This window comes from Micromonospora sp. WMMD1128 (assembly GCF_027497235.1).
Taxonomy (GTDB): domain Bacteria; phylum Actinomycetota; class Actinomycetes; order Mycobacteriales; family Micromonosporaceae; genus Micromonospora.
Window position 1 is genome coordinate 4,917,214 of sequence record NZ_CP114902.1, and the last position, 24,381, is coordinate 4,941,594.

Consider the following 24,381-nt stretch of genomic DNA (forward strand, 5'->3'; position numbering starts at 1 on the left):
GCTTCAGCCGTGGTGCGCGCGCCACCCGAGAAGTGGTCGGGGGCGTCACTCGGCGTCCAGGTCAGACCTCGAGGACCTGGCGGCCGTTGTACGTGCCGCAGACGGAGCAGGCGGCGTGCGGCAGCTTCGGCGACTTGCACTGCGGGCAGGCAACGGTCGCCACCACCGAGGCCTTCCAGTTCGCCCGGCGGGCGCGGGTGTTGCTGCGCGACATCTTGCGCTTGGGGACGGCCACGGTTCCTACTCCTCTGTACGGGTCAGTTGCGACAGGCCCGCCCAACGCGGGTCGATCTGCTGGTGACTGTGGTCGGCGGGCAGATCGTCCCAGTGCACCCCACACTCGGGGCACAGTCCTGGGCAGTCCTGCCGGCAGAGCGGGTTGGTCGGCAGCGCGAGCACCACCGCGTCCCGCACCGCCGGCTCCAGGTCGATCAGATCGCCCTGCATCCGGCCCACCTCGTCCTCGTCGGTCGTCTCGTCCGTGGTGCTGTCCTCGTACGCGTACAGCTCCTGGACGTTCACGGCCACCGAGTCGTCGATCTCGCGCAGGCAACGGCCGCACTCGCCCTTGACGGGACCGGTGACGGTCCCGGAGACGAGCACGCCCTCGGACACCGACTGCAACCTCAGGTCGAGGTCGAGGTCCGCGCCCTCCGGCACGCCGATCAACTCCACGCCGAGGTCCGCCGGTGCCGTCACGACCCGCCGGAGCTCACGCAACGCGCCAGGGCGACGCGGCAGGTCCCTCGTGTCGAGGACCAGCGGCGCCCTGGGGTCGAGTTGGCGAGGCGAATGTTTGGGCATAGTCAGACTCCGGCCGGTGAGAGGCCGACAAAAAAGGTTACCTGGGAGACGGGCGGACCGTCGAACCGGGGGCACACCCGCCCTGCTCCGGCGGCAGCCGGCTGTCGGCGACCGGCCCGCGCGCCGCTCAGAAGGGTAGCGGGCGGTCGGCCTCGTCCCCACCGAAGGTGCCGATCTCGCGCAGCGCGTGCATCTTGTCGCGGCCACGCTCTATCGAGGCCAACGCCCGGGTGAGGAACTGCTCGAAATTGGCGAGCGCGGTGTCGACGTAGTCGTCGACCTCCTCGCGGAGGCGCTGTGCCTCGGCCCGCGCCTCGCCGATGATCCGGGCACCCTCGTGCTCGGCCGAGACGGTGATCTCGTTCACCGACACCAGCCGGGCGTGTTCCGCCTCACCCTCGCTGATGATCCGGTCGGCCTCGCGTTTGCCGGCCTCCATGATCTTGTCCCGCTCCTCCAGCAACGCGGCGGCCCGGCGCAGGTCGGCGGGGAGCTCGGCGCGCATCTCGTCGAGCGCGGCGATCATCTCGCCACGGTCGACCATGCAGTTGTTGCGCGACATCGGGACGGAGCGGGCCTGCTCCACCATGGCGATCAGTTCGTCGATGCGATCGAGCGGGTCCACCGGTACCTCACTCCTGTCCTCGTCGGCCGCCCTCCATGATGCGGCCTGCGCCCGGTTTCGGCGCTGCACACATCATGTCGCGCGCCGACCACTCCCGTCCCACCCGCCCCCGGCCGGCGCGTCGCCGCCCTTCGCGCGCTCGCGGGTCAGGGGCGCAGCCGGGCCACGAGTTGCTCACGGACCAGGTCCGGCACGTGGGCGGAGATGTCGCCGCCCCACTTGGCCACGTCCTTGACCAGGCTGGAGGAGAGGAACGAGTAGAGCGGGTTGGTCGGCATGAAGAGCGTCTCCACCCCGGCCAGGCCGACGTTCATCTGGGCCATCTGCAACTCGTAGTCGAAGTCGCTGACCGCACGCAGGCCCTTGATCAGCACGCTCGCCTGCTGGTCGCGGCAGAAGTCGACGAGCAGGCCGCGGAACGACTCCACCCGGACGTTGTCGTACGAGGCGGTCACCTCGCGGAGCATCTTGATCCGCTCCTCGACGGTGAACAACCCCTGCTTCGACTGGTTGACCAGCACTCCGACGATCACCTCGTCGAACAGCCGGCTGGCCCGGCCGACGATGTCGAGGTGACCGTTGGTTACCGGGTCGAACGAGCCCGGGCAGACCGCGCGTCTCATGATCGGCGACCGTACCAAAGGGTGGTCTCGCCGTAGCGGCGACTGCGCTCCGGAGTGATGCCCTCCACCCAGCCGACCGGGCCGGTGCGCCGGGACCGTTCCACGATCACGAGCGCGTCCGGCGCGAGCCAGCCGCCGTCGACGAGCGCGGCGAGAACCGCGGTGAGCTCCGCGTCCGGCGCCGCGTACGGCGGATCGGCGAAGACCACGTCGTACGCCCCACCGTCCGGCCCGGCCGCGAGCACCCCGGCCACCTTGCCGGTGACCAGGCGGGCGGCCGGAGCGGCCCGCAGCGCGGCGATGTTCTCCCGGATCACCCGGGCGGCCCGGGCGTCCGACTCGACCAGCAGCACGTGCGCCGCGCCCCGGGACAGCGCCTCCAGACCGACCGCGCCGGAGCCGGCGTACAGGTCGGCGAAGCGCGCCCCGTCCAGGTCTAGATCGGCCTGTACGGCGCTGAACAGCGCCTCCCGCACCCGATCCGAGGTCGGCCGGGTGCCGGCGCCGGGCGGCGCGGCGATCCGCCGCCCGCCGAGCGTGCCGGCCACGATCCGGGTCACCGGTGGTTCCTGCGCATCCCCCGACGCTACGCGACGCCGGGAACGGGCGGGTCGACCACCCGGAGCAACGAACTGTGACCCGGCGTACATCAATGATCTCAGATTTATAACGGACCCTTTACGACCCGTCGATCGCGGTAACGCCCGCCGTGTCGATCTCGCTAGGGTCTGCCCCGGTTGCCGTGCGGACGCGCGATTTCGGCCCGTCCGCCGCCACCCCCTCCCATCCTCCCCTCCTCAGGAGAAGACGTGAACCGTCTCCACCTTCGGCGTGCCGCCGCCCTCACCGCCGGCGCGCTGATCGGCCTCGCGGGTGTGGCCACCGTCGCCGCCCCGGCCGCGGCCCACCACCCCGAGCCGTCCGGCAGCTACTGCGCCACCAAGGACGGCAAGGTCACCGTCACCTGGTCGGTGATCAGCAGCGAGCGCGACATCTCCGGCAAGATCACCAAGCTCGAGTCCACCGTGCCCGGCGAGATCACCGGCGACCTGGCCGTGGGCGCGGAGCTGAAGAAGCAGGGCGACGGGCCCCTGACCGGCACCCAGACCCACACCTTCGCCGGCGCCATCCCCGAGCTGAAGCTGACCGTGGGCGCGCACTGGGACCGGGGCCGCCAGTCCCACGACGGTGAGCGCACCGTCGTGGCCCGGCCCAGCCGCAAGTGCGAGGTGGTGGAGAGCCCGTCGCCGTCGCCGTCGGCGGCCTCGCCGTCGCCCAGCGTGTCGCCGTCACCGGAGTCGCCCGAGCCCACCCCGACGCCGTCCGCCTCCGTGCCGCCGAGCCCGTCCACCCCGGCCGAGCCGGCGGAGCCGATCTTCAAGCTGGACCAGGACTGCGACTCGATGACCTTCATCGTGGAGAACCCGGCGGAGGGGGCGCCCTTCACCGCCACGCTCACCACCGAGAAGGGCGTCACCAAGAAGCTCGTCTCCGAGCCGGGCAAGACCGCCTCGGTCGAGTTCGACGCCCACAAGGGCCTCAAGGTCACCGTGCGGTACGACGTGGCCGAGGACGCCGAGACCATCCCGTACACCCAGCCGGAGGACTGCTCCGGCCAGGGTGGCGGCCTGCCCGTGACCGGCCCGGCCGCGGGCGCCATCGCCGGTGGCGCCACGCTGCTGCTGGCCGCCGGCGCCGTGCTGTACGTGGTGGCCCGCCGCCGCCGGATCAGCTTCACCGCCTGATCCACCGGTTCCGCCCGCGGGGGCGCGTCGACCACCCGGTCGGCGCGCCCCCGCCGCTTGATCCACGCCAGTACGCCGAGGTGGCGGGATCACACCACGCGGGATACCCCCACCTCGCCGAGCTGGTGTGGATCAGGCTGGCAGTCAGCCCTTCTCCAGGTATTCGGCGCGCTCGGAGTCGACGAGCGCGGCGACCGACGCCGCCAACGCCGGGTGCCGGGCCAGCTCCGGGTCCTCCCCGACCAGGGTGATCGCCTCGGCCCGGGCGTCCCGGATCAGGTCGGTGTCCCGTCGCAGCGACAGCAGCCGCAGGTGCGAGCGCCGGCCGGACTGGGTCGCGCCCAGCACGTCCCCCTCGCGACGCTGCTCCAGGTCGAGCTCCGCCAGCTTGAACCCGTCGGTGGTGGAGGCCACCGCGTCCAGCCGCTCCCGGGCCGACGAACCCTCGGCCGCCTCGGTGACGAGCAGGCAGAGGCCGGCAGCCGAACCACGGCCCACCCGCCCACGCAACTGGTGCAGCTGGGACACGCCGAACCGGTCCGCGTCCAGCACGATCATCACGGTCGCGTTCGGCACGTTGACACCCACCTCGACCACCGTGGTCGCGACAAGCACGTCCAGGTCGCCGGCGGCGTACGCGCGCATCACCGCGTCCTTCTCGTCGGCCGGCAGCCGACCGTGCAGCACCCCGATCCGCAGCCCGTGCAGCGGCCCCTCGGCGAGCAGCGGCGCCACCTCGGTCACCGCCAGCGGCGGGCGTCGACCGTTGTCGTCCTCCCGCGGCGGCTCCTCGTCGGAGACCGGACCCTCACCGATCCGGGGACACACCACGTACGCCTGGTGGCCCTTGGCGACCTCCTCGCGCAACCGGCGCCAGGCCCGGTCGAGGAAGGCCGGCTTCTCGGCGGCCGGAACCACGTGCGAGGCGATCGGCGAACGGCCCTGCGGCAACTGGGACAGGGTGGACGTCTCCAGGTCGCCGTAGACGGTCATGGCGACCGTACGCGGGATCGGGGTGGCGGTCATCACCAGCACGTGCGGCGGCTGGTCGGCCTTGGCGCGCAGCGCGTCCCGCTGCTCCACGCCGAACCGGTGCTGCTCGTCCACCACCACCAGGCCCAGGTCGGCGAAGTCGACCCCCTCGTAGAGCAGGGCGTGCGTGCCGAGCACGATGCCGGCCCGGCCCTCCGCCACCTCGGCCAGGGCCCGCCGCCGGGCCGCCGCGCCGAGCGAACCGGTGACCAGCTCCACCCGGGTGGCGTCGTCGGCGGCGCCCAGCTCACCGGCCCGGCCGAGCGGGCCGAGCAGGTCGAGGATGCCCCGGTGGTGCTGGGCGGCGAGCACCTCGGTCGGGGCGAGCAGCGCGGCCTGACCGCCCGCGTCGACCACCTGGAGCATGGCGCGCAACGCCACCACCGTCTTGCCGGAACCCACCTCGCCCTGCAACAACCGGTGCATCGGGTGCGCGGTGGCCAGGTCGGCGGCGATCTCCCGCCCGACCGTCTGCTGGCCGGAGGTCAACTCGTACGGCAGCCGCGCGTCGAACGCGTCGAGCAGGCCGCCCGCCCTCGCCGGCCGGGACCGCGCCGGCCACGCCGCCGCCCGGTGCTTACGCTGCACCAGGGTGAGCTGCACGGCGAACGCCTCGTCCCACTTGAGCCGGCGGCGGGCCCGGTAGAGCGCCTCCTTGCTGGACGGCCGGTGAATCTCCCGCAACGCGACGTCGATGCCGGCCAGGTTGCGGGTGGCCCGCACGGTGGCCGGCAACGGGTCGTCCGGCGGGGTGAACGTGTCGAGCACCACCCGTACGCAGCGGGCGATCACCCACGTCGGCACCGCGGCGGCGGCCGGGTAGACCGGGATCAGCGCGCCGGCGAACTCCTCGACCTCCTCGTTGGCCGCCGCCTCGCCGTCGCCACCCTCACCGAGCAGGACGTATTCCGGGCCGTTGAGCTGCCGCTTGCCCCGGAACTCGGTCACCTTGCCGGCGAACAGCCCCCACCGGCCCGGACGCAGCTCCCGCTCCCGCCACGCCTGGTTGCCGAAGAAGGTGCAGGTGAGCATGCCGCCGGAGCCGTCGCCGACGGTGACCTCCAGCAGGTTGCCGCGCCGCTGGCGCATCGGGCGGACCGCGGTGCGCTGCACCTGCGCCAGCACGGTGACCTGCTCCCCCACGTCAAGCGAGCGGATGTCGGTGTGCTCACCGCGCTCGTCGTAGCGGCGCGGGAAGTGGTAGATCAGGTCGCCGGCGGTGTGCAGGTCGAGGTGGGCGGCGAGCGCCTTGGCGGTCTTCTCCCCGACCAGCTTCTTCAACGGCGTGTCCACCGTGGCCGGTTCGCTCGTCATTCGACCCCCAGCAGGAGCGGATAGTGCGGCTGGCCGCCCTCGTACGCCTGCACCTCCACGAACGGCCAGGAGCGCTCGACATGGGCGCGGACGCGGTCGGCCAGCCCGGCCGGGGCGTCCGCCCCGCAGAGCAGCGTGACCAGCTCGCCGCCGCCGCCGAGCATCCGGTCGACCACCGCGGTGCAGGTGTCGGTCAGATCCTGCCCGATCAGGTGCACCTCGCCCTCCACCAGGGCCAGCACGTCGCCCGGCCGGCACGGGCCGGCGACGGTGAGCGCCTCCCGGGCGGCGTGGCAGACCTCGGCGTAACGGCAGGCGCCGGCGGCCTCCGCCATCGCGATCACGTCGTCCTCGAAGCGTCGCTCCGGGTCGCGCACCGCCAGCGCCGCGAGGGCCTGCACCGGGGAACGGGTGGGCACCACGCTGACCTTCACGCCGAGGCCGTGTGCCTCCTTCGCCGCCGCGCTCGCCACCGACTGCGTGTTCGGGTCGTTGGGCAGCACCACCACCCGGGCCGCGCCGGTGGCGCGGATCGCGTCGAGCAGCTCGCCGGTGGACGGGTTGGCCGGCACCACCACGGCGCCCTCGGCGGCGAACAACCCGGCGATGCCCGCGCCGGTCGCCACCACCACGGCGGCCCGGCCGTCGGGCCGCACCACCGCCGGCGCCGGGGCGGTCCGGTCGGCGAAGCGGGTCACGCCGATCCGGTGCGGCCGGCCGGCGACCACGCCCGCCTCGACGGCGGCGCCGACGTCGTTGACGTGCACGTGCACGTTCCAGGTGCCGGAGCCGTCGCCGACGACCACCAGGGAGTCACCGAGCGCGGACAATTCGGCGCGCAGCCGCGCCACCGCCTCGTCGGTGGCGTCGAGCAGGTATTGCACCTCGTAGGCGTACCCCTCGGAGCCGGTCTCCCGCGCGGCCGTCCCGGGCCGGCGGAGCGGGGGCGGCGCGGGCGCCGGGCTCTCCCCGGTGACCGTCTCGACAAGCGCGTCGAGCAGCAGGCAGAGCCCGCGCCCGCCGGCGTCGACCACGCCGGCGCGGGCCAGCTCGGGCAGTTGCTCCGGGGTGCGGGCCAGCGCCCGGGCCGCCGCGACGGCCGCCGCGCGGGCCACCGCGGGCAGGTCGTCGCTCTGCGCCCGCTGGGCCGCGTCGGCCGCCGCGGCGACCACGCTGAGCAGTGTGCCCTCGACCGGCCGGGCGACCGCGGCGTAGGCGGCGGTGGTGGCGGCGGCCAACGCCCCGGCGAGCTGGCGGCCCCGGACCGCGGGCGCGGGTGCCAGCGCGTCGGCGAGGCCGCGAAGGATCTGCGAGAGGATCACCCCGGAGTTGCCCCGCGCGCCGAGCAGCGCGCCCTGGGCCATCAGCCGCAGCGCGTGCCCGTGCGGGGTGTGCCCGCCGTCGGGGAGCGTCTCCAGGTCCATGGCGAGGGCCTGCTGGGCCGAGGTGAGCGTGAGCACCAGGTTGGTGCCGGTGTCGCCGTCCGGCACCGGGTAGACGTTGAGGTCGTCGATCTCGCCCTGGTGCCGCTGGAGGGCGGCCAGCCCGCTCGTGCACCAGCGGCGCACCGCGGCGGCGTCGAGGGTGTCCAGCACGTCGGGAAGCCTACTGGCGCGCACCGACACGCGCCCGGTCCGGCGCGCTCGGGGGCGGGTTGGCCGGGGCCACCCGGCATCGGGTAACCTGGCCAGGTTGTCCGTGCAGCGCCTGCCGGCGACCTCATGAACGTATCAATCCCAGGAGTATCCCGTGGCTAGCGTGTGCGACGTCTGTGGCAAGGGGCCGGGCTTCGGCCACAACGTGCCCTGGTCCAAGAAGAAGACCAACCGCCGCTGGAACCCGAACATCCAGTCGGTGCGCACCCCGGCCGGTGGCGGCACCACCAAGAAGCTTCAGGTCTGCACCTCGTGCATCAAGGCCGGCAAGGTCGTCCGCGCCTGACCCGGCGCGCGGGTCACGATCACGACCCGCCCCCCGTGACATCGCCAGAAGCCGCCCGGGTGACCCCGGGCGGCTTCTGGCTGTCGTCCCGCGCCGTCCGACCCGCGACGACGGCTGACCAACCGTACGGCGACCCGCTGGTCCGGGCCGGTTAGGGTGCTGCTGCGCCGGCCGCCCGGTTCTGGCGCGAGCCGTGGGGAGGAACGACCGGTGGACCTCGATCTGGGTCGCGAGCAACTGGTGGTGGTCGGCGCGTCGCTCGGTTCGCTGCGGTGGTTCGACGAGGAACTGCCGGCCGGCAGCGTGGTGCTGGTCGAGGAACCGGACGTGATCCGCCGCCGCGACCTGGCCCGGTTCGCCGAAGACCTGCCCCTGGTCGGCCGGTTGGTGGCGGTGGAATACCAGACCGGCCTGGACGTCGACGCCCTGCTCGCCCGGGAGCCCGGCCTGGCCGGCGCCCGGCTGGTCCTGCCCGGCCTGGAGTACGCGGTGGGCGCCACCGCCCGGCTGGCCGACCGGCTCGGCCTACCCGGCGCCGGGGTGGCCGCCGCGGACGTCTTCTCCGACAAGCACCGGATGCGGCTGCTGGCCGACGAGATCGGCCTGGCGAACCCCGCCTACGAGCTGGTCGACGACCCGGCGCGGGCGGCCCGGTTCGCCCACGCGCACGACGGCCGGTGCGTACTCAAGCCCACCCGCCGCTCGGGCAGCCTCGGCGTGCAGCTGATCACCGACCCGGGCGAGTTGCCGGACCGCTGGGCGGCGAGCGCCGACCCGCCGGCGCCCACCGAGGCCACCGACCGGGGGCTGCCCACCGGCGTGCTTGTCGAGGAACTGCTTGTCGGCTCCGAACACAGCGTCGAGCTGCTGGTCGCCGACGGGGACGTGCTCTTCGCCAACGTGACCGACAAGCGGATCGCCGGCGGCCGGCACCCGGTGGAGACCGGCCACACCGTGCCGTCCGCGCTACCCCCGTCCGACCACGACGCGCTGCGGGCGGCGGCGACCCGCCTCGCCACGGCGGCCGGCTTCCGCAGCGGCATGCTGCACAGCGAGTGGATCCTGGTCGACGGCGTGCCCACGCTCGTCGAGTGCGCCGCCCGGATGCCCGGCGACATGATCACCGCGCTCATCTCGATCGCCTACGAGCGGGACGTCATCGAGGCGTACCTGCGGGTGCTGCGCGGCGAGCGGCCGGCGCTGCCGACCCGGCCGACCGGCGCGGCGGCGATCGAGTTCCTCGTCGCCCCACCCGGCCGGGTGACCGCGGTGGACGGCCGGCGCGACGCGCTGCGGGTGCCGGGCGTGCTCGACGTGCGGGTCGACACGAAAGTCGGGCAGACCGTCCCCGAGATGCGCTCCTCGGCGCACCGCAGCGGGCACCTGATGGCCTGGGGCGCGACGCCGGACGAGGCGGCGGTCGCCGCCCGCCGGGCCGCCGGAGAGATTCGCATCACCGTCGGCTGACGCCGGTCGCGGGCCGTCAGCCGGTCGCGGGCCCTCAGAGGGTACGGCCGAACGACAGGCAACCCGGCTCGTCCTGGTAGAAACCGAAGTTCGGGATCCGCTCGTAGCCGGACGAGGTGTACATGGCGATCGCCTCGGGCTGCCGGTCGCCGCACTCCAGCACGATCCGCTTGCGGCCGGAGTCGCGGGCGGACCGCTCGACCGCCGCGAGCACCGACCGGGCCACCCCCCGGCCCCGGGCGGCGGGCGCGGTGTACATCCGCTTCAGCTCGGCCGTCTCCCCGTCCGCGCCGTGGCTGCGCCAGCCGCCGCAGCCCACCGGCCGCCCGTCGACGTAGGCGACGAGGAAGGCGCCCACCGGCGCGACGAACTCCGCCGGCTCGACGGGCGTGTCGTCGCCGCTGCCACCGTACCGCTCACCCAGGTCCGCAAGCGCCGCCCGGATCAACGCCTGCGACTCGGGCGCGTCGAAGGGTCGCTCCCGGATCTCGATCTCACTCACGTTGCCAGGCTACGACCGGTTCCGGCACCCGTCCGGCCCCGGCCGCCGAGGTCGGACGCAGATCACTACGCTCGTTCCGCTCTGCGGCCGAGCCGGTCATTCCGCTCTGCGGCCGAGCCGGTCATTCCGCTCTGCGGCCGAGCCGGTCATTCCGCTCTGCGGCCGAGCTGGTCATTCCGCTCTGCGGAAGTGCTCCCAGCCGCGCGGGCCGTCGTACCCGGCGCCGTCGACGGTGACGCCGACGCCTGCGCCCACCCGCCCGACCGGGCGCCAGCCCGCCGGCAACGCCGTACCCACCGGGAACGTCGCGGCCAGGGCGTGGTCGTCGCCACCGCCCAGGATCCAGGAGTACGGGTCGACGCCGAGCGCCTGCGCCGCGTCGCGCATCTGCCGGGGCACCTCGAACGCGTCCCGGCTCAGGTCGATCGCGACCCCGCTGGCCGCCGCCACGTGCCCGAGGTCGGCGAGCAGCCCGTCCGACACGTCGATCATGGCGGTGGCGCCGGCGTCGGCGGCGGCCGGCCCGGCGGCGTACGGCACCTCCGGGCGGCGGAACGCCTCGACCAGCAGCCGGGGCGTGCGGAAGCCCCGGGACAGCACCGTGTAGCCGGCCGCCGCCCAGCCGGTACGCCCGGCGAGCGCCACCACGTCGCCCGGCCGCGCCCCGGAACGGACCACCGGTGGACGGCCGGCCAGGTCCCCGAGAGCGGTCACCGCGATGGTGAGCGTCGGGCTCGCCGACATGTCCCCGCCGACCACGCTCGCGCCGACCAGACCCGCCTCCGCGCCCAGCCCGTCGGCCAGTTCCTCGGCCCACGCCGGGTCCAGCTCGGCCGGCATGCAGAGCGCCACCAGCAGCGCGGTCGGGGTGGCGCCCATGGCGGCGATGTCGGCGAGGTTGGCCGCCGCCGCCCGATGCCCCACGTCCCGCGCGCCCGACCAGTCCCGCCGGAAGTGCCGGCCCTCCACCAACACGTCGGTGGAGGCGACCACCCGCCGGTCCGGTGCCGCCACCAGCGCGGCGTCGTCCCCGGGGCCGAGCAGGCAGCTCTCCCCGTACGACAACCGGGCGGTGACCCGGTCGATCAGCCCGAACTCTCCGACACCCGCGACTGTCATGCCGTCCCTCGTCCCGCTCCGTCATCCCGCACGACCCACCCCTGTCCCCGCACCGACGTGTGCCCGCTCACCGCGCTCACCAGGCGACCGATAGGGATCACGCCCGCTCGGTACGGTAGTTTCACCCTTCGGGCCGCCCCAGGCGGCGACGGACGGAGGTCGAGTCGTGGTACAGGCGTACATCCTCATCCAGACCGAGGTCGGTCGGGCCCGTGACGTGGCCGGTCTGATCGCGGACCTGGCCGGCGTGGTGCGGGTCGACGCCGTCACCGGGCCCTACGACGTGGTCGTGCTCACCGAGGCGAACACGGTCGACGAGCTGGGCAAACTCATCGTCAGCAAGGTGCAGATGGTGCCCGGCATCACCCGCACCCTCACGTGTTCGGTGGTGCGGCTGTAAGTGGAAGAGACGGAAACCAACCCGCGCCGGGACCACGGCACCCGCCGCGCCGCGCTCTGGGCCACCCTGGTGGCGGTGCCGGTGACCGTGGCGGTGGCCGGCTTCACGTTCGCCAAGCTCGCCCCGGAGTCCCCGGACGCCGCGTCGAGCGCGTCGGCCAGCCCCCGGGTGCAGTCGAGCGCGCCCGTCGAGATGCCCGCCCCGGCGCTGGCCCAACGCCCGGCCGTCCTCTGCCGCGCGCTGGTGTCGCAGTTGCCCGACACCGTGCGTGAGCTGGGGCAGCGCCCGGTGACTGCGGGCCCGGAGCAGAACGCGGCGTACGGCGACCCGGCGCTCACCGTGGCCTGCGGTGGCACCGCGCCGGTCAAGCCCTGCCCGTCGCCCACGGCCGGCGGCGACCTGCCCGCCGGTTGCTTCCCGGACACCGACGAGGTGTGGACCGTCAACAAGGTCTGCTGGCACCCGGTGCAGGAGGCCGACGCCACGGTGCTGACCGCCGTCGATCGGGAGACCCCGGTCCAGGTGCGGGTGCCGAAGACCTACGATCAGCCGTTGCAGTGGGTGGCCCCGATCTCCGACGCGATCGTCAGCGCGGTGCCCTCGGCGAAGACGGCCCCCTCGGGCTGCTCCGCCTGACGCCCGCGCCGGCCGTCAGCGGCCGGCGCGGCGGTGCAGGGCGGTCCGGATGAGGCGGTTGACGAGCTTCGGGTATTCCAGCCCGCTCGCCGCCCACATGCGCGGGAACATCGACGTCGGAGTGAAGCCCGGCATCGTGTTGATCTCGTTGAGAAAGACCTCCAGCTCCGGGGTGACGAAGAAGTCGACCCGGGCCAGGCCGGAGCAGTCGAGCGCGGTGAAGGCCCGGGCGGCGTAGTCGCGCACCTGCCGGGTCACCGCCTCGGGCAGGTCCGCCGGGACGTCGTACTCGGTCACCTCGTCGGCGAAGATGTACTTGGCCTCGAAGTCGTACCAGTCGCGGTCGCCGATCATCCGCACCTCGGCGAGCACCGAGGACTCGGGCGCGCCGCCGGCCTCGCCCTCCAGCACGCCGCACTCGATCTCGCGGCCCACCACGGCGCCCTCGACGAGCACCTTGCTGTCGATCTCCCGGGCGGTGGCGAGCGCGGCGTCGAGGTGCGCCCAGTCGTCGACCTTGGTGATGCCGAACGAGGAGCCGGCCCGGGACGGTTTGACGAAGACCGGCAGCCCGAGACGCGCCTTGTCCTCCTCGCTCAGCGACATCCCGGCGCGCAGCACCGCGTACGGGCCGACCGGGATGCCCTCGGCGGCGCAGAGCTTCTTGGTGAACTCCTTGTCCATGGCCGCCGCCGATGCGAACACGTTCGCCCCGACGTAGGGGATGTCCGCCATCTCCAGCATGCCCTGGATCGTGCCGTCCTCGCCGTACGCGCCGTGCAGCACCGGGAAGACCACGTCCACGTCGCCCAGGGCCACCGGGCCCTGGGCCGGGTCGAGCACCATCAGGCCGCCGACGGCCGGGTCGGCGCGCAGCACGAGTTCGGCGCCGGAGCCGGCGGTGATCTCGGGCAGGCTGCGGTCGGCGATGGCGAGCCGGGCCGGGTCGCCGTCGGCGAGCACCCACTGGCCCTTCCGGGTGATGCCGACCGGGACGACCTCGAACTCGTCCGGGTCGAGGGCGGCCAGCACGCTGCCGGCGCTGACGCAGGAGATGCCGTGCTCGGGGCTGCGGCCGCCGAAGACGATCGCCACACGGGTCTTGCCTGGGGTGGTCATGGTCACCTCATCGGTCGCGGCTGCGGCTGGCCGTGCTCGCCGGTGGCGCTCACCCGGTTGACCTTACTGTGCGTCGTCGAAGCCGGTGGCCGATACCCGGCGAGACGCGGCGGCACGTGGCAAACGGTCAAGAGCCCTTATACGGGGAGTAACGGTGCGAACCAGCGCGGGCGGCCGGTGGCGGGACCTGCCACCGGCCGCCCGGCTCTCCCCGACCCTGTCGCCGCGTTTTCCAGGGTCGGGCCCGGTGTGGTTCAGATGGACGGGTACCGGGGCCGGCGACCGACCGCGATGACCTTGACCCGTTGCCGGCCGGCCCGCACCATGCCCAGCGCCATGAACGCGCCGGCGATCCGGTCGGCCGCCTCCCGGCTGCTCGCGCCCACGACCTGCCGGCGGCGCTCCGGACTGTTGCGTTCGTCGCGCGCGTGACCGTTCGTCGGACGCACGTCGGTGAGGACCACGAGGAACCGGGTCGGTGTCATGTCCGGCCACCTCCGTCCCCCGAGCGGCGGGCCGTCACCGTCATCGCGAATCCCTTCCCGTCTCGGCGGACCGGTACGGGCACGCGACGATCGGGTCGTGGGGGAGTAAAACCCGATCGTCGCGCGCCCCATCCCCTCCGGTCGCTCACCACCACCGTCGCCACGACAACCGGTGGTGAGGACGCCATCACAGATTGACAGTTGGACAGCCGTGAATGCAACTCTCATCGGCTTTCTCTCATGCCCGTTTTCCCATCGGATGTGCGACCATCGATGCATGGCGCCGAAGACCGCCCGGGCCCGACGGCTCGGCATCCTCCTGCGGACCCACCGTGAGACCGCCGGCCTCACCCTGGAAACCGCAGCCAACGAGATCAACAGCACCCGGAGCACGCTGTCCCGCTACGAGAACGCACAGACACTGGTCAGCCCGGCCACCGTGCGCGCGTTACTCACCTGCTACGGCGTGGAGCCCGACGAGATCGCCGCGGCCGTGCAACTGGCCAAGGACGCCCGCCAGCCCGGCTGGTGGGTCTCCTACTCGTACCTGCTGGACCGGCGCACCATCGACTTCATCGCACTGGAAGCCGAGGCCACCGGCATCGCGAACTTCGAGCCGTCGGTGGTGCCGGGCCTGCTGCAGACCGCCGACTACATCCGCGGGGTGATGCGCGGCGGCCCCCACACGCTCAGCGACGAGCAGGTGGAACAACGCGTCCAGCTACGGCTGGACCGCCAGCAGCGGATCTCCGGCGAGGACCCACCGATCCTCGACGCCATCATCGACGAGGGCGCGTTGCTGCGCCCGGTCGGCAGCCACCAGGTGATGGCCGACCAGCTCCACCACCTGCTGAAGATGACCGAGCTGCCGAACATCACCGTCCAGGTGATCCCGCTGGCCGCCGGGTACCACCGGGGCACCCGGGGATCGCTGCACATCCTGGAGTTCGCCGACCCCGAGGACCCGATCATCGCCTCGGTGGAGACCGTCGCCGGGCAGATGATCCTCGACCGGCCGGGCGACCTGCGTACCTGCACCAAGATCATGGAGCACCTGCGGACCGTGGCGCTGAGCCCGGCGGCCAGTCGGGACCAGCTCCTCCGTCTGCTGAACGAGAGGTGACCGCATGAACGACACCAACCGCCCTCACCCCCCGGCGCCGGCCGGCTGGCGCAAGAGCAGCCACAGCGGCGACGAGGGCGCCTGCGTCGAGATGGCGCCGTGGCCCGGATCGGTCGCGGTTCGCGACTCCAAGGACCCGGCCGGCCCGGTGCTGGTGTTCCCACCAACCGCCTGGACCGCCTTCACCGCCGCGCCCCCACGCCCCTGACCGCGCCGGCCGACGCGCTCGGCGGGCACGGCGCGCTCGACGCGCTCGACGCGCTCGGCGCGTGTTAAGCGGGGCCCCCGCCTCTACCAAAGGCGTTAAGCGGGGGCCCCGCCTTTCATCCGGTCGAGGGCGGCGATGGCGACGCCACGGGCGCCGGCCATGTCGCGGTCGGGGACCAGGGCGAAGGTGGCGAGCGCGCGCTGCTCGTCGCGGAGCACGGTGTGCTCCGCGACGGTGGCGAGGAACCAGTCGCGGAACTCCGGCGCCGCCTCCACCACGCCCCCGCCGACGAAGTACGCGTGCGGGTCGGTGAAGTTGGCCGCGATGGTGAACAACCGCCCCAGCGCCCGGGCCTGCTGGCCGAACACCTGGCGGGCCAGCGGGTCGCCCCGCTCGCCGTGGTCGCGCAGCAGCTTCGCGGCCCGTGCGGGGTCCTCCGCGGCCAGCGGATGGTCGGGATACCGGGCCAGCCAGTAGGACAACAGGTTGCGCCGGATGGCGGTGAGCGAGGCGACGCTCTCCGCGTCACCGGCGAAGCCGCAGGCACAGACCGGCACCGGCTGCCCCGGTTCGAGCAGCCCGTCCAGCGGGATGTGCACGTGCCCGAACTCCCCCGCCATGCCGGCCGCGCCGCCGACCACCCGACCGCTCTCCACCACGCCCCCACCCAGGCCGGTGCCGACGATCGCGGACACCGACGAGCGTGCCTTCGCGTCCGCGCCGAAGTGCACGTGGTGGGCGTAGAGGGCGGCGGCGTTGCCGTCGTTGGCGTACACCACCGGCAGGCCGAGCCGCCGCTCCAACGCGCCGCGCACGTCGTAGCCCCGCCAGGCCGGCTGGGCGAAGTTCGTCGACCCGCGCGAGGAGATCACCCCGGTGGCGCTCGCCGGGCCGGGCGTGTCCAGGCCGACCGCGCGCACCAGCTCCCGGGGCACCCCGGTGTGTGCGAGCACGCCGTCGAACGCCCGCGCGAGGGCCTCGATCGCCGCCTCCGGGCCGGCGCCGACCTCGCTCGGGATCTCCAGCAGCCCGTCCACCAGGAACCGGCCGTCGACCGTCAGCACGGTGGCGTTGTTGCTCGTGCCGCCGTTGTCCAGCCCCACCACCACCGGCACCTCTGCGCTGCCCACCGCCGCCACCTCCCCGCCGAGCCTGACCTGAGGTTAGTTCCCGGCGGGTCCACCCGCCACGCGGAGATCAGCCGGGACGGCGCGCGGTCACGGCGGTGGCCTCCCGCTCCTCGTCGCGCACCACTGTCGGATCGAGCCCGGCGACGCGGAGCACCGCGCAGAGCGTCGGGGCCTGCTCGACGCTCACCTCGACCGCCAGGTGCCCGCCCGGGGCCAGCCACTCGGCCGCGCCGGCGGCCACCCGACGCAGCACCGCCAGCCCGTCCGCGCCGCCGTCGAGCGCCACCGGGGCCTCGTGCAGCCGCGCCTCGGCCGGCAGCGTCGCCACCGCGCCGCTCGGCACGTACGGGGCGTTCGCCACCACCAGGTCCAGCCGGCCCCGCCGGTCGGCGGGCACCGCGTCGAACAGGTCGCCCTGGTAGACCGGCACGCCCAGCGGGTCGAGGTTGCGCCGGGCGCAGGCCACCGCCACCGGGTCGATGTCGGCGGCGGCCAGCCAGCGGGGCGCCAGCCGCTCGTGCAGCACCAGCGCGGCGGCGCCGGAGCCGCAGCACAGGTCGAGCACCGCCGGCGCCGGCCCGGCGACCGCCACCGCCGCGTCGACGAGCAGCGCGGTACGCCCGCGCGGGACGAAGACGCCGGGGTGGACGACGACCCGCCGCCCGCAGAACTCGGCCCACCCGAGCAGGTGCTCCAACGGCAGGCCGGCGACGCGGCGGTCGACGAGGAAGGTCAGTGCCCGCGCCGAGTCGGCGGCGGCGATCAGCAGGTCCGCCTCGTCCTCGGCGAAGACGCAACCGGCGGCGCGCAGCCGGCGGACGAGGGCGGGACGGTCGGGAGTGAACACGGTGGATGCCATGGCAAGCCTTTCGGGGAACGCTCGACGGCGCCCCCGGCGTCGCCTCAGCCCCGGGGCGACACGGACTCGGAGGGAGCGCCGGTCCTCTGCTTGTGGATCGGACTCACCTCCTCGCGTCGGGGCCGCACGGGCCGTGGCTGCCCGTCACGATAGCGGAGCGCGCGGCCCGGCGTCAGCCCGTGGCGGCGTCGAGCGCCGCGGCCACGTCGGCGACCAGGTCGACGCTGTCCTCGATGCCGCAGGAGAGCCGCACGAAACCGGGCGGGGTGTCGTCGCCCCACTGGGCCCGCCGGTCGGCCGTGGTGTGCAGCCCGCCGAAGGAGGTGGCGGCGGCCACCAGGCGGGACGCGTCGAGGAAGCGGGCCACCCGGTCGGCGTCGCCCAGGTCGAAGGAGAGCACGCCGGGCATCCGCCGCATCTGCGCCGACGCCACCGGGTACGCCGGGTCCGCCGGCCGCCCCGGCCAGCGCAGGCCGGTGACGTCCGGTCGGCCGGCGAGCAACCCGGCCAGGGCCTCGGCGTTGGCGCTCTGCCGGGCCAGCCGCAGGTCGACGGTGGCCAGCGACCGGTGGGCCAGCCAGCAGTCGAACGCGCCGGGCACCCCGCCGGTGGTGGTCCGCCAGGCGGTCACCGCGTCGCGCAGCGCGACCTCGCGCGTCGCCACGTAGCCGAGCAGCAGGTCGGAGTGGCCGGTGAGCGCCTTCGTGCCGGACGCGACCACCACGTCCGCGCCGAGGTCCAGCGGACGCTGGCCGAGCGGCGTCGCGGTGGTGTTGTCGACCGCCAGCAGCGCGCCCGCGGCGTGTGCCGCGGTGGCCAGCGCCGGCACGTCGGCGACGTCGAGCCCGGGGTTCGCCGGCGTCTCCAGCAACACCAGCCGGACGCCGTCGAACGACGGGTACGGCCCGGCGGTCGGCACGAAGCCGACGCGCACCCCGACGCGCTCCAGCGTGTCGGTGGCGAACGCCCGCACCGGGAAGTAGCCGTCGGCGGGGAGCAACACGGTGTCACCGGGGCGCAGCACGGTCAGCAGCAGCCCGGTGATGGCCGCCTGGCCGCTGGCGAAGACCCGGCAGTCGCCGCCCTCCAACTCGCCGATCGCCGCCTCCAGGAGCCGGCGGGTCGGGTTGTCCGGCCGCCCGTACCCGTCGGGGGCCGCCGCCGGCCCGCGCCACGGGTCCAGGTGGTAGGGCGCGGCGAAGACCGGGCCGGGCAGGAACGGCCGGCCGGGCGCGGGCTCGGGCAGCCCGGCGTGCACGCTGCGGGTGCCGTCTCCCCAGTCGGCACTCACTCGTACGACTCCGGCTTGGCGGTGCGGCTCATCAGCGCGTCCACGGCCAGGCGCGGGTCCATCCCCTCGTGGCAGATCCGCTCGATCTGCTCGGTGATCGGCATCTCCACCCCGTGCGCCCGGGCCAGGTCCCGGATGGCCAGGCAGCTCTTCACGCCCTCGGCGGTCTGCCTGGTGGCCGCCTGAGCCTGCTCCAGCGTCTCGCCCCGGCCCAGGTGCTCGCCGAAGGTGCGGTTGCGGGCCAGCGGCGAGGAGCAGGAGGCGACCAGGTCGCCCATGCCGGCCAGCCCGGCGAAGGTGATCGGGTCGGCGCCGAGCGCCACGCCCAGGCGGGCGGTCTCGGCCAGGCCGCGGGTCATCAGCATGGCCCGGGTGTTGTCGCCGAAGCCCATCGCGGTGGCGATGCCGTACGACAGCGCGATCACGTTCTTCACCGCCCCGCCCAGCTCGCAGCCGATCACGTCGTCGTTGGTGTACGGGCGGAGGTAGGGCGTCCGGATCGACGCCTGGACCAGCGCCGTACGCCGGCTGTCGGTGCCGGCGACCACGGTGGCGGCCGGCTGCTCGGCGGCGATCTCCGGGGCCAGGTTCGGTCCGGAGACGACGACCACGCGGTCGGCCGGCACCCCGGCCGTCTCCACGATCACCTGACTCATCCGCTTGGTGGTGCCCAGCTCGATGCCCTTCATCAGGGACACGAGCGTGGCGTCGGGCGCCAGGTGGGGCGTCCACTCGGCGAGGTTGCCGCGCAGCGTCTGCGACGGCACCGAGAGCACCACCACCTCGGCGCCCTCGATCGCCTCGGCGGCGTCGCCGGTGGCGGTGACCCGCTCGGGCAGGCGCACGTCCGGCAGGTACTCCGGGTTGTGCCGCCCGGTCCGGATCGCCTCCGCCACCGCGGCGCGGCGGGCCAGCACGGTCACGTCCCGCCCGGCGTCGGCGAGGATCTTGGCGAACGCGGTCCCCCAGGACCCCGCGCCGAGCACCGCGACGTGCCCGCTCATTCGGCGACCTCCGGCGTGCCGGTGCGGGCCGGCCGCTGCCAGAGCGGCGGTGGTGTGCCGCCGCGGATCTCCGCGACCAGATCCCGGATCCGCAGCATGATGGTGTCCGTCATCTCCTCCAGGATCGCCCGGGTCGGCGTGGCGCCGGCCCACCGGCCCAGGTCGACAGGCGGCCCGGCGACCACCGTCACCGGGGTACGCGGGCGCAGCCCGATCCGGGCCGTGCGGGGGTCGAACATCCGCTCCGGTCCGACCATGGCCACCGGGATCACCGGGGCGCCGGTGGCCAGCGCCAGCCGGGCCGCGCCGGTCTTGCCCTTCATCGGCCACAGGTCCGGCTCCCGGGTGGTGGTGCCCTCCGGGTAGATCACCACGGCGCCTCCCTCGTCCAGCGCGGCGATCAGCTTGTCCAGCGACTTGACCGCCTCGACGCTGCCCCGCTCGACCGGGATCTGCTTGCACCGGTGCAGGATCCAGCCGACCACCGGCACCCGGAACACGCTTGCCTTGCCGAGGAACTGCGGCCAGCGCCCGGCGTCGTGGATGAAGTGCGCGGAGACCAGCGGGTCGGCGTGCGAGATGTGGTTGGGCACGATGATGATGCCGCCGTCGCGCCGCAGGTGCTCCATGCCCCGCCAGGTGCGCCGGGTCCAGACGGTCAACACCGGCTTCACCAGCACCACGGCGAACCGTTGCCAGAATCCCAGCCTCCGCGGTGCCACCCTGCCTCCTCGTTCCGCCCCACGCGCCCCGGGAGAGAATCATGCCTGCTCGCCCCCGGTCCGGCCAGTGCGGGTGCCACCGCCCCCGCTGGCAGGATGGTCACCGTGCCTGAGCCGAGCTGGACCGTGGTGATGCCGGTGAAGCGCCTCGGGGCGGCGAAGAGCCGCCTGCGGGGCGCGCTGCCCGGCGTACCCCATGAGGAACTGGCGCTGGCCCTAGCGGCCGACACGGTCGGCGCGGCGCTCGCGTGTCCGGTGGTCGGTCGGGTGCTCGTGGTCACCGACGACCCGCGGGTGACCGCGGCGGTGACCGCGGCGGGCGCCCGGGTCGCGACTGACCCGGCGGCCGGGCTCAACGCGGCCTTCCGGCACGGCGCGGAGGTGGCCGGGCCGCGCGCCGCGGTGGCCGGCGTCACCGCGGACCTGCCCGCGCTGCGCCCGGCCGAGCTGGCCGCGGCGCTGCGCGCGGCCGAGGGGGTACGCGGGTTCGCGGCCGACGCCCCGGGCGACGGCACCGTGTTGCTGGCCGCGCCGGCCGGGGTGCCGCTGGCGCCCCGGTTCGGGCCCGGATCGGCTGCCGCGCACGCGGCGAGCGGGGCGCTGCCGCTGGTCGGCGACTGGCCCAGCCTGCGCCGGGACGTGGACACCGCGGCCGACCTGGCCACCGCCGTCGGGCTCGGGGTGGGTCCGCGCACGGGCGCGCTGCTGGCCCGGCGTGACGTCCCGGTCCGGTACGGTGCTGGCATGCAGGGCACGGTGGCCACCTTCGACGCGTCGACCCGCAGCGGGGTGCTGCTGCTCGACGACGGGACCGAGCTGGCCTTCCCGGCCCGCGCCTTCGACGCCTCCGGGCTGCGCCTGCTGCGGCTCGGGCAGCGGGTGCGGGTGGAGCGGGACGCCGCCGGCGAGATCATCCGGGTGACCCTGCCGACAATGGCCTGACCGACCTGGCCGGAGTTCATTTTCTGTTCACCCTCGTCAGGGAATCATGAAGAGGTGAGCACCCCTCGCGAGCCCGCCGACCCACCGCCGCCCCTCCTCGACCCCGACGCGCCCCGCAACGGCCGCCCGACGCGCGGCCCGGACGGGCGATTCCGGCCCACCCGCCCGCCCGAGGAACGCCTCGACGCCGACCCGGACGCCGCCGGCGCCAGCGGGCTGGACGATCCCCTCGACCCGGTCGAGGGGCCCGGCCCGGTCGCCGGCCCGGACGACGAACCACCGCCCGCGGAGCCACTGCCGGAGGACCGCTTCCTCAACCGGGAGCTGTCCTGGCTCGACTTCAACGCGCGGGTGCTGGCGCTCGCCGAGGACCTCCGGACGCCGCTGCTGGAGCGGGCCAAGTTCCTGGCCATCTTCGCCGGCAACCTGGACGAGTTCTACATGGTCCGGGTGGCCGGGCTGAAGCGACGGCTCTCCGCCGGCCTGCCGGTGCGCGGCGGCGACCGGCTGCCGCTGCGCACCCAGCTCGAACTGATCACCGAGAAGGCGGCCGACCTGGTCACCCGGCACGCCGCCTGCTTCGTCGACGACGTGCTGCCCAAGCTCGCCGAGGAAGACGTGCGCATCCTGCGCTGGAGCGACCTGGACGACGCCGAGCGGGAGCGGCTGCGCACCTGGTTCCGGGAGCACATCTTCCCGGTGCTCACCCCGCTCGCGGTCGACCCGGCGCACCCCTTCCCTTACATCTCCGGCCGGTCGCTGAACCTGGCCGTCTCGGTACGCGACCCGGACGGCGGCTCGGAGTTGTTCGCCCGGGTCAAGGTGCCGAACAACGTGCCCCGGTTCGTCCGGGTCGCCCGGGACCGGCCCGGCGTCCGGTTCCTGCCCGTGGAGGACCTCATCTCGGTCCACCTCGGCCAACTCTTCTCCGGCATGCAGGTGGTCGAGTGCCACCTGTTCCGGGTCACCCGCAACGCCGAGGTGGAGGTCGACGAGGACCGCGACGAGGACCTGCTCCAGGCCCTCGAACGGGAGCTGGCCCGGCGCCGGTTCGGCCCGCCGGTGCGGCTGGAGGTGGCCGCCTCCATCTCCGACCACATGCTTGAGCTGCTCGTCCGCGAGCTGGACGTGGACGACCAGGACGTGCTGCGGGTCCGCGGCCTGCTCGACCTCTCCGCGCTCTGGCAGGTGTACGGCGAGGCCGACCGCCCCGACCTGAAGGACCGGCCGTTCGTGCCGGCCACCCACCCCCGCCTCACCGAGGGCGAGGTGCCACGCAGCGTCTTCGCCACCCTGCGCGACGGCGACGTGCTCGTGCACCACCCCTACCACTCGTTCGCGACGAGCGTGCAACGCTTCGTCGAGCAGGCCGCGGGCGACCCGAACGTGCTCGCCATCAAGCAGACGCTCTACCGCACCAGCGGCGACTCCCCGATCGTGGACGCGCTCGTCGACGCCGCCGCCGCCGGCAAGCAGGTGGTGGTGCTCGTCGAGTTGAAGGCACGCTTCGACGAGGTCGCCAACATCGGATGGGCGCGCACACTGGAGCGGGCCGGCTGCCACGTGGTCTACGGCCTGGTGGGTCTGAAGACGCACTGCAAGACCGCGCTCGTGGTGCGGCAGGAGGGCAACCAGATCCGGCGCTACTGCCACATCGGCACCGGCAACTACCACCCGAAGACGGCCCGGCTCTACGAGGACTTCGGGATGCTCACCGCCGACCCGGAGATCGGGGCCGACCTGACCGACCTGTTCAACGTGCTCACCGGCTACAGCCGGCAGACCGCCTTCCGGCGACTGCTGGTCGCGCCGCAGGGCATCCGCAGCGGCCTGATCGAACGGATCGACCGGGAGATCGAACACGTCCGGCTGGGCATGCCGGGTCTGGTGCAGTTCAAGGTGAACGCGCTCGTCGACGAGGAGATCACCGACGCGCTCTACCGGGCGTCCCGGGCCGGGGTGCACGTGGACCTGCTGATCCGGGGCATGTGCACGCTCCGTCCGGGCGTGCCGGGGCTGTCGGAGAACATCCGGGTCCGTTCCATCCTCGGACGGTTCCTGGAACACTCGCGCATCTTCCGATTCGGCAACAGCGGCGACGCGGAGTTCTGGATGGGCTCGGCCGACCTGATGCACCGCAACCTGGACCGCCGGGTGGAGGCGCTGGTGCAGGTGAGCGACCCGGTGGCCCGGGCCGAACTGGACCACGTGCTCACCGCCGCGTTCGACCCGGAGGTGGACGCGTTCGAACTGGCCCCGGACGGCACCTGGCGCCGACGTACCGGCGACGAGCCGCTCACCCACCTCCAGGACCTGCTGCTGCGCCGCGTCGGCGGCCGGGCGGACTGAGCGGGTCGGGCGGCATACGGTGATCCGATGAGCGATGACGAGCCGGTGCGGATCCGGGCGGCGGGCGGGGTCGTCTGGCGCCCGGGTCCCACCGGCGTCGAGATCTGCCTGGTGCACCGGCCCCGGTACGGCGACTGGTCGCTGCCGAAGGGCAAGTTGGACGCCGGCGAGCACCCGCTTGTGGCCGCCGTGCGGGAGGTGGCCGAGGAGACCGACGTCCGGGCGGTGCCGCAGGTGCGGCTGCCCACGGTCCGCTACCGCAGCGAGGGCCGCGCCAAGGCGGTCGACTGGTGGTCGATGCGGGCCGTCGGCAGCGGTGGCTTCCAGCCCGACACCGAGGTGGACGAGGTGGCCTGGTTCCCGGTCGACGCCGCGGCCCGCCGGGTCAGCTACCCGCACGACGCCGAGGTGATCGGCGCGTTCGCGGCGCTGCCGCCGGTCACCGCGACGGTGCTGCTGGTCCGGCACGCGCACGCCGGCAGGCGGGGCACCTGGTCCGGTCCGGACGACGGCCGGCCGCTCGATGCCGAGGGCTGGGCGCAGGCCCGGGCCCTGGTCCCGCTGGTGGCCCTGGTCCGCCCGGCGCGCCTGCTCTCCGCGTCGGCCCGCCGGTGCGTGCAGACGCTGGATCCGGCGGCGGCCCGGCTGGACCTGCCGATCGAGGTCTGCGGCGACCTGGACGAGCCGAAGCCGGGCCAGCAGGCCGCGGAGTGCGCGCTTGCCGCCGCCGCGCGGCTGGCCGCGTTGGCCGACGCCGCCGAGTCGGTGGCGGTGTGCAGCCAGGGCAAGGTGATTCCGGGCGCGCTGGAACGGCTCACCGGCCGCGCCGACGACTTCACCACCGCCAAGGGCGGCGGCTGGCTGCTCGCGTTCACCGGCGACCGCCTCCTCACCCCCGACCGGTTGTAAGGCGGGGGCCCCGCTTAACGCATTCGGTATAG

The 24,381-nt window shown here is 74.2% G+C and carries 26 protein-coding genes and 1 pseudogene; 11 read left to right on the forward strand and 16 right to left on the reverse strand.

What is annotated here, in order from left to right; all coding sequences use genetic code 11:
• Positions 1-61 precede the first annotated feature (61 nt).
• The 5 genes from rpmF to rsmD all read right to left on the reverse strand — a co-directional run bounded on the left by rpmF (position 62) and on the right by rsmD (position 2,612).
• Entirely contained in the window at positions 62-235 is a 174-nt protein-coding gene (gene rpmF, locus O7602_RS21845; RefSeq protein WP_089156974.1) for a 50S ribosomal protein L32, read from the reverse strand.
• A 5-nt stretch (positions 236-240) separates the two neighbouring features.
• Positions 241-804: a YceD family protein gene (locus O7602_RS21850; protein ID WP_281584484.1), complete on the reverse strand. Its 564-nt coding sequence runs from the start codon at positions 802-804 to the stop codon at positions 241-243.
• A gap of 127 nt (positions 805-931) precedes the next feature.
• Positions 932-1,429 (reverse strand): hypothetical protein, encoded by a 498-nt coding sequence (locus O7602_RS21855; protein ID WP_281584485.1) that lies wholly within the window; start codon positions 1,427-1,429, stop codon positions 932-934.
• A gap of 146 nt (positions 1,430-1,575) precedes the next feature.
• Entirely contained in the window at positions 1,576-2,052 is a 477-nt protein-coding gene (coaD, locus tag O7602_RS21860) for a pantetheine-phosphate adenylyltransferase (protein ID WP_281584486.1), read from the reverse strand.
• The gene (rsmD, locus tag O7602_RS21865) at positions 2,049-2,612 is read right to left on the reverse strand and encodes a 16S rRNA (guanine(966)-N(2))-methyltransferase RsmD (RefSeq protein ID WP_281584487.1); all 564 of its coding nucleotides are present in this window, start codon (positions 2,610-2,612) and stop codon (positions 2,049-2,051) included. Before rsmD ends, coaD begins: the two co-directional genes overlap by 4 nt.
• A 249-nt stretch (positions 2,613-2,861) precedes the next feature.
• Between rsmD and O7602_RS21870 the strand changes: the two genes are divergently transcribed.
• A complete protein-coding gene (locus tag O7602_RS21870) occupies positions 2,862-3,797 on the forward strand; it encodes a cell wall anchor protein (RefSeq protein WP_281584488.1) in 936 nt (311 codons plus the stop codon).
• Between the two features lie 144 nt (positions 3,798-3,941).
• Here O7602_RS21870 and recG read toward each other — a convergent pair whose 3' ends face one another.
• Together recG and O7602_RS21880 are read right to left on the reverse strand one after the other, a co-directional pair.
• Positions 3,942-6,143, reverse strand: coding sequence for an ATP-dependent DNA helicase RecG (recG, locus tag O7602_RS21875; protein WP_281584489.1), 2,202 nt, complete (start codon positions 6,141-6,143; stop codon positions 3,942-3,944).
• Entirely contained in the window at positions 6,140-7,738 is a 1,599-nt protein-coding gene (locus tag O7602_RS21880; protein WP_281584490.1) for a DAK2 domain-containing protein, read from the reverse strand. Before O7602_RS21880 ends, recG begins: the two co-directional genes overlap by 4 nt.
• 154 nt (positions 7,739-7,892) lie before the next feature.
• Here O7602_RS21880 and rpmB point away from each other — a divergent pair, with 154 nt between their 5' ends.
• On the forward strand, positions 7,893-8,084 hold the full coding sequence (gene rpmB / locus O7602_RS21885) for a 50S ribosomal protein L28 (protein ID WP_106316350.1): 192 nt from the start codon (positions 7,893-7,895) through the stop codon (positions 8,082-8,084).
• Between the two features lie 210 nt (positions 8,085-8,294).
• Positions 8,295-9,551: an ATP-grasp domain-containing protein gene (locus O7602_RS21890; protein ID WP_281584491.1), complete on the forward strand. Its 1,257-nt coding sequence runs from the start codon at positions 8,295-8,297 to the stop codon at positions 9,549-9,551.
• Positions 9,552-9,585: 34 nt separating this feature from the next.
• On the opposite strand, the gene O7602_RS21895 is transcribed toward O7602_RS21890, so the two are convergent.
• Entirely contained in the window at positions 9,586-10,053 is a 468-nt protein-coding gene (locus tag O7602_RS21895) for a GNAT family N-acetyltransferase (protein ID WP_281584492.1), read from the reverse strand.
• Positions 10,054-10,224: 171 nt separating this feature from the next.
• Positions 10,225-11,172, reverse strand: coding sequence for a thiamine-phosphate kinase (locus O7602_RS21900; protein WP_281584493.1), 948 nt, complete (start codon positions 11,170-11,172; stop codon positions 10,225-10,227).
• 166 nt (positions 11,173-11,338) lie between these two features.
• Here O7602_RS21900 and O7602_RS21905 point away from each other — a divergent pair, with 166 nt between their 5' ends.
• Together O7602_RS21905 and O7602_RS21910 are read left to right on the forward strand one after the other, a co-directional pair.
• On the forward strand, positions 11,339-11,572 hold the full coding sequence (locus O7602_RS21905; RefSeq protein ID WP_013284547.1) for an Lrp/AsnC ligand binding domain-containing protein: 234 nt from the start codon (positions 11,339-11,341) through the stop codon (positions 11,570-11,572).
• Entirely contained in the window at positions 11,573-12,208 is a 636-nt protein-coding gene (locus tag O7602_RS21910; protein WP_281584494.1) for a DUF3515 family protein, read from the forward strand.
• Positions 12,209-12,223: 15 nt separating this feature from the next.
• Here the strand turns inward: O7602_RS21910 and O7602_RS21915 are convergent, their stop codons facing one another.
• Together O7602_RS21915 and O7602_RS21920 are read right to left on the reverse strand one after the other, a co-directional pair.
• Positions 12,224-13,327 carry a D-alanine--D-alanine ligase family protein gene (locus O7602_RS21915; protein ID WP_281584495.1) on the reverse strand — a complete coding sequence of 368 codons (1,104 nt, stop codon included), beginning with the start codon at positions 13,325-13,327 and terminating at the stop codon, positions 12,224-12,226.
• A gap of 254 nt (positions 13,328-13,581) precedes the next feature.
• Entirely contained in the window at positions 13,582-13,812 is a 231-nt protein-coding gene (locus O7602_RS21920) for a hypothetical protein (RefSeq protein ID WP_281584496.1), read from the reverse strand.
• Positions 13,813-14,089: 277 nt separating this feature from the next.
• Here O7602_RS21920 and O7602_RS21925 point away from each other — a divergent pair, with 277 nt between their 5' ends.
• Together O7602_RS21925 and O7602_RS21930 are read left to right on the forward strand one after the other, a co-directional pair.
• Entirely contained in the window at positions 14,090-14,935 is an 846-nt protein-coding gene (locus tag O7602_RS21925) for a helix-turn-helix transcriptional regulator (RefSeq protein WP_281584497.1), read from the forward strand.
• 4 nt (positions 14,936-14,939) lie between these two features.
• The gene (locus O7602_RS21930) at positions 14,940-15,143 is read left to right on the forward strand and encodes a DUF397 domain-containing protein (protein ID WP_281584498.1); all 204 of its coding nucleotides are present in this window, start codon (positions 14,940-14,942) and stop codon (positions 15,141-15,143) included.
• A gap of 95 nt (positions 15,144-15,238) precedes the next feature.
• On the opposite strand, the gene O7602_RS21935 is transcribed toward O7602_RS21930, so the two are convergent.
• The 5 genes from O7602_RS21935 to O7602_RS21955 form a co-directional block, all read right to left on the reverse strand.
• Positions 15,239-16,273, reverse strand: coding sequence for an ROK family protein (locus O7602_RS21935; RefSeq protein WP_281584499.1), 1,035 nt, complete (start codon positions 16,271-16,273; stop codon positions 15,239-15,241).
• Between the two features lie 67 nt (positions 16,274-16,340).
• Positions 16,341-17,132 (reverse strand): putative protein N(5)-glutamine methyltransferase, encoded by a 792-nt coding sequence (locus O7602_RS21940; protein WP_281584500.1) that lies wholly within the window; start codon positions 17,130-17,132, stop codon positions 16,341-16,343.
• Positions 17,133-17,304: 172 nt separating this feature from the next.
• On the reverse strand, positions 17,305-18,423 hold the full coding sequence (locus tag O7602_RS21945; protein WP_281584501.1) for a cystathionine gamma-lyase: 1,119 nt from the start codon (positions 18,421-18,423) through the stop codon (positions 17,305-17,307).
• Complete coding sequence (locus O7602_RS21950; RefSeq protein ID WP_281584502.1) at positions 18,420-19,427, reverse strand: NAD(P)H-dependent glycerol-3-phosphate dehydrogenase; 1,008 nt, start codon at positions 19,425-19,427, stop codon at positions 18,420-18,422. The genes O7602_RS21945 and O7602_RS21950 overlap by 4 nt, the downstream gene beginning before the upstream one ends.
• Positions 19,424-20,149 carry a lysophospholipid acyltransferase family protein gene (locus tag O7602_RS21955; RefSeq protein ID WP_281584503.1) on the reverse strand — a complete coding sequence of 242 codons (726 nt, stop codon included), beginning with the start codon at positions 20,147-20,149 and terminating at the stop codon, positions 19,424-19,426. Before O7602_RS21955 ends, O7602_RS21950 begins: the two co-directional genes overlap by 4 nt.
• Before the next feature lie 96 nt (positions 20,150-20,245).
• On the opposite strand from O7602_RS21955, the pseudogene cofC reads away from it, so the two are divergent.
• The 4 genes and pseudogenes from cofC to O7602_RS21975 form a co-directional block, all read left to right on the forward strand.
• Positions 20,246-20,854, forward strand: a pseudogene (cofC, locus tag O7602_RS21960) (2-phospho-L-lactate guanylyltransferase); the annotation flags it as partial.
• Positions 20,855-20,893: 39 nt separating this feature from the next.
• Positions 20,894-21,091, forward strand: a complete 198-nt coding sequence (locus O7602_RS21965; RefSeq protein WP_281590460.1) for a cold-shock protein — start codon at positions 20,894-20,896, stop codon at positions 21,089-21,091.
• 54 nt (positions 21,092-21,145) lie between these two features.
• Positions 21,146-23,440, forward strand: a complete 2,295-nt coding sequence (locus O7602_RS21970) for an RNA degradosome polyphosphate kinase (RefSeq protein WP_281584504.1) — start codon at positions 21,146-21,148, stop codon at positions 23,438-23,440.
• Between the two features lie 27 nt (positions 23,441-23,467).
• Entirely contained in the window at positions 23,468-24,349 is an 882-nt protein-coding gene (locus O7602_RS21975) for an NUDIX hydrolase (RefSeq protein ID WP_281584505.1), read from the forward strand.
• Positions 24,350-24,381 lie beyond the last annotated feature (32 nt).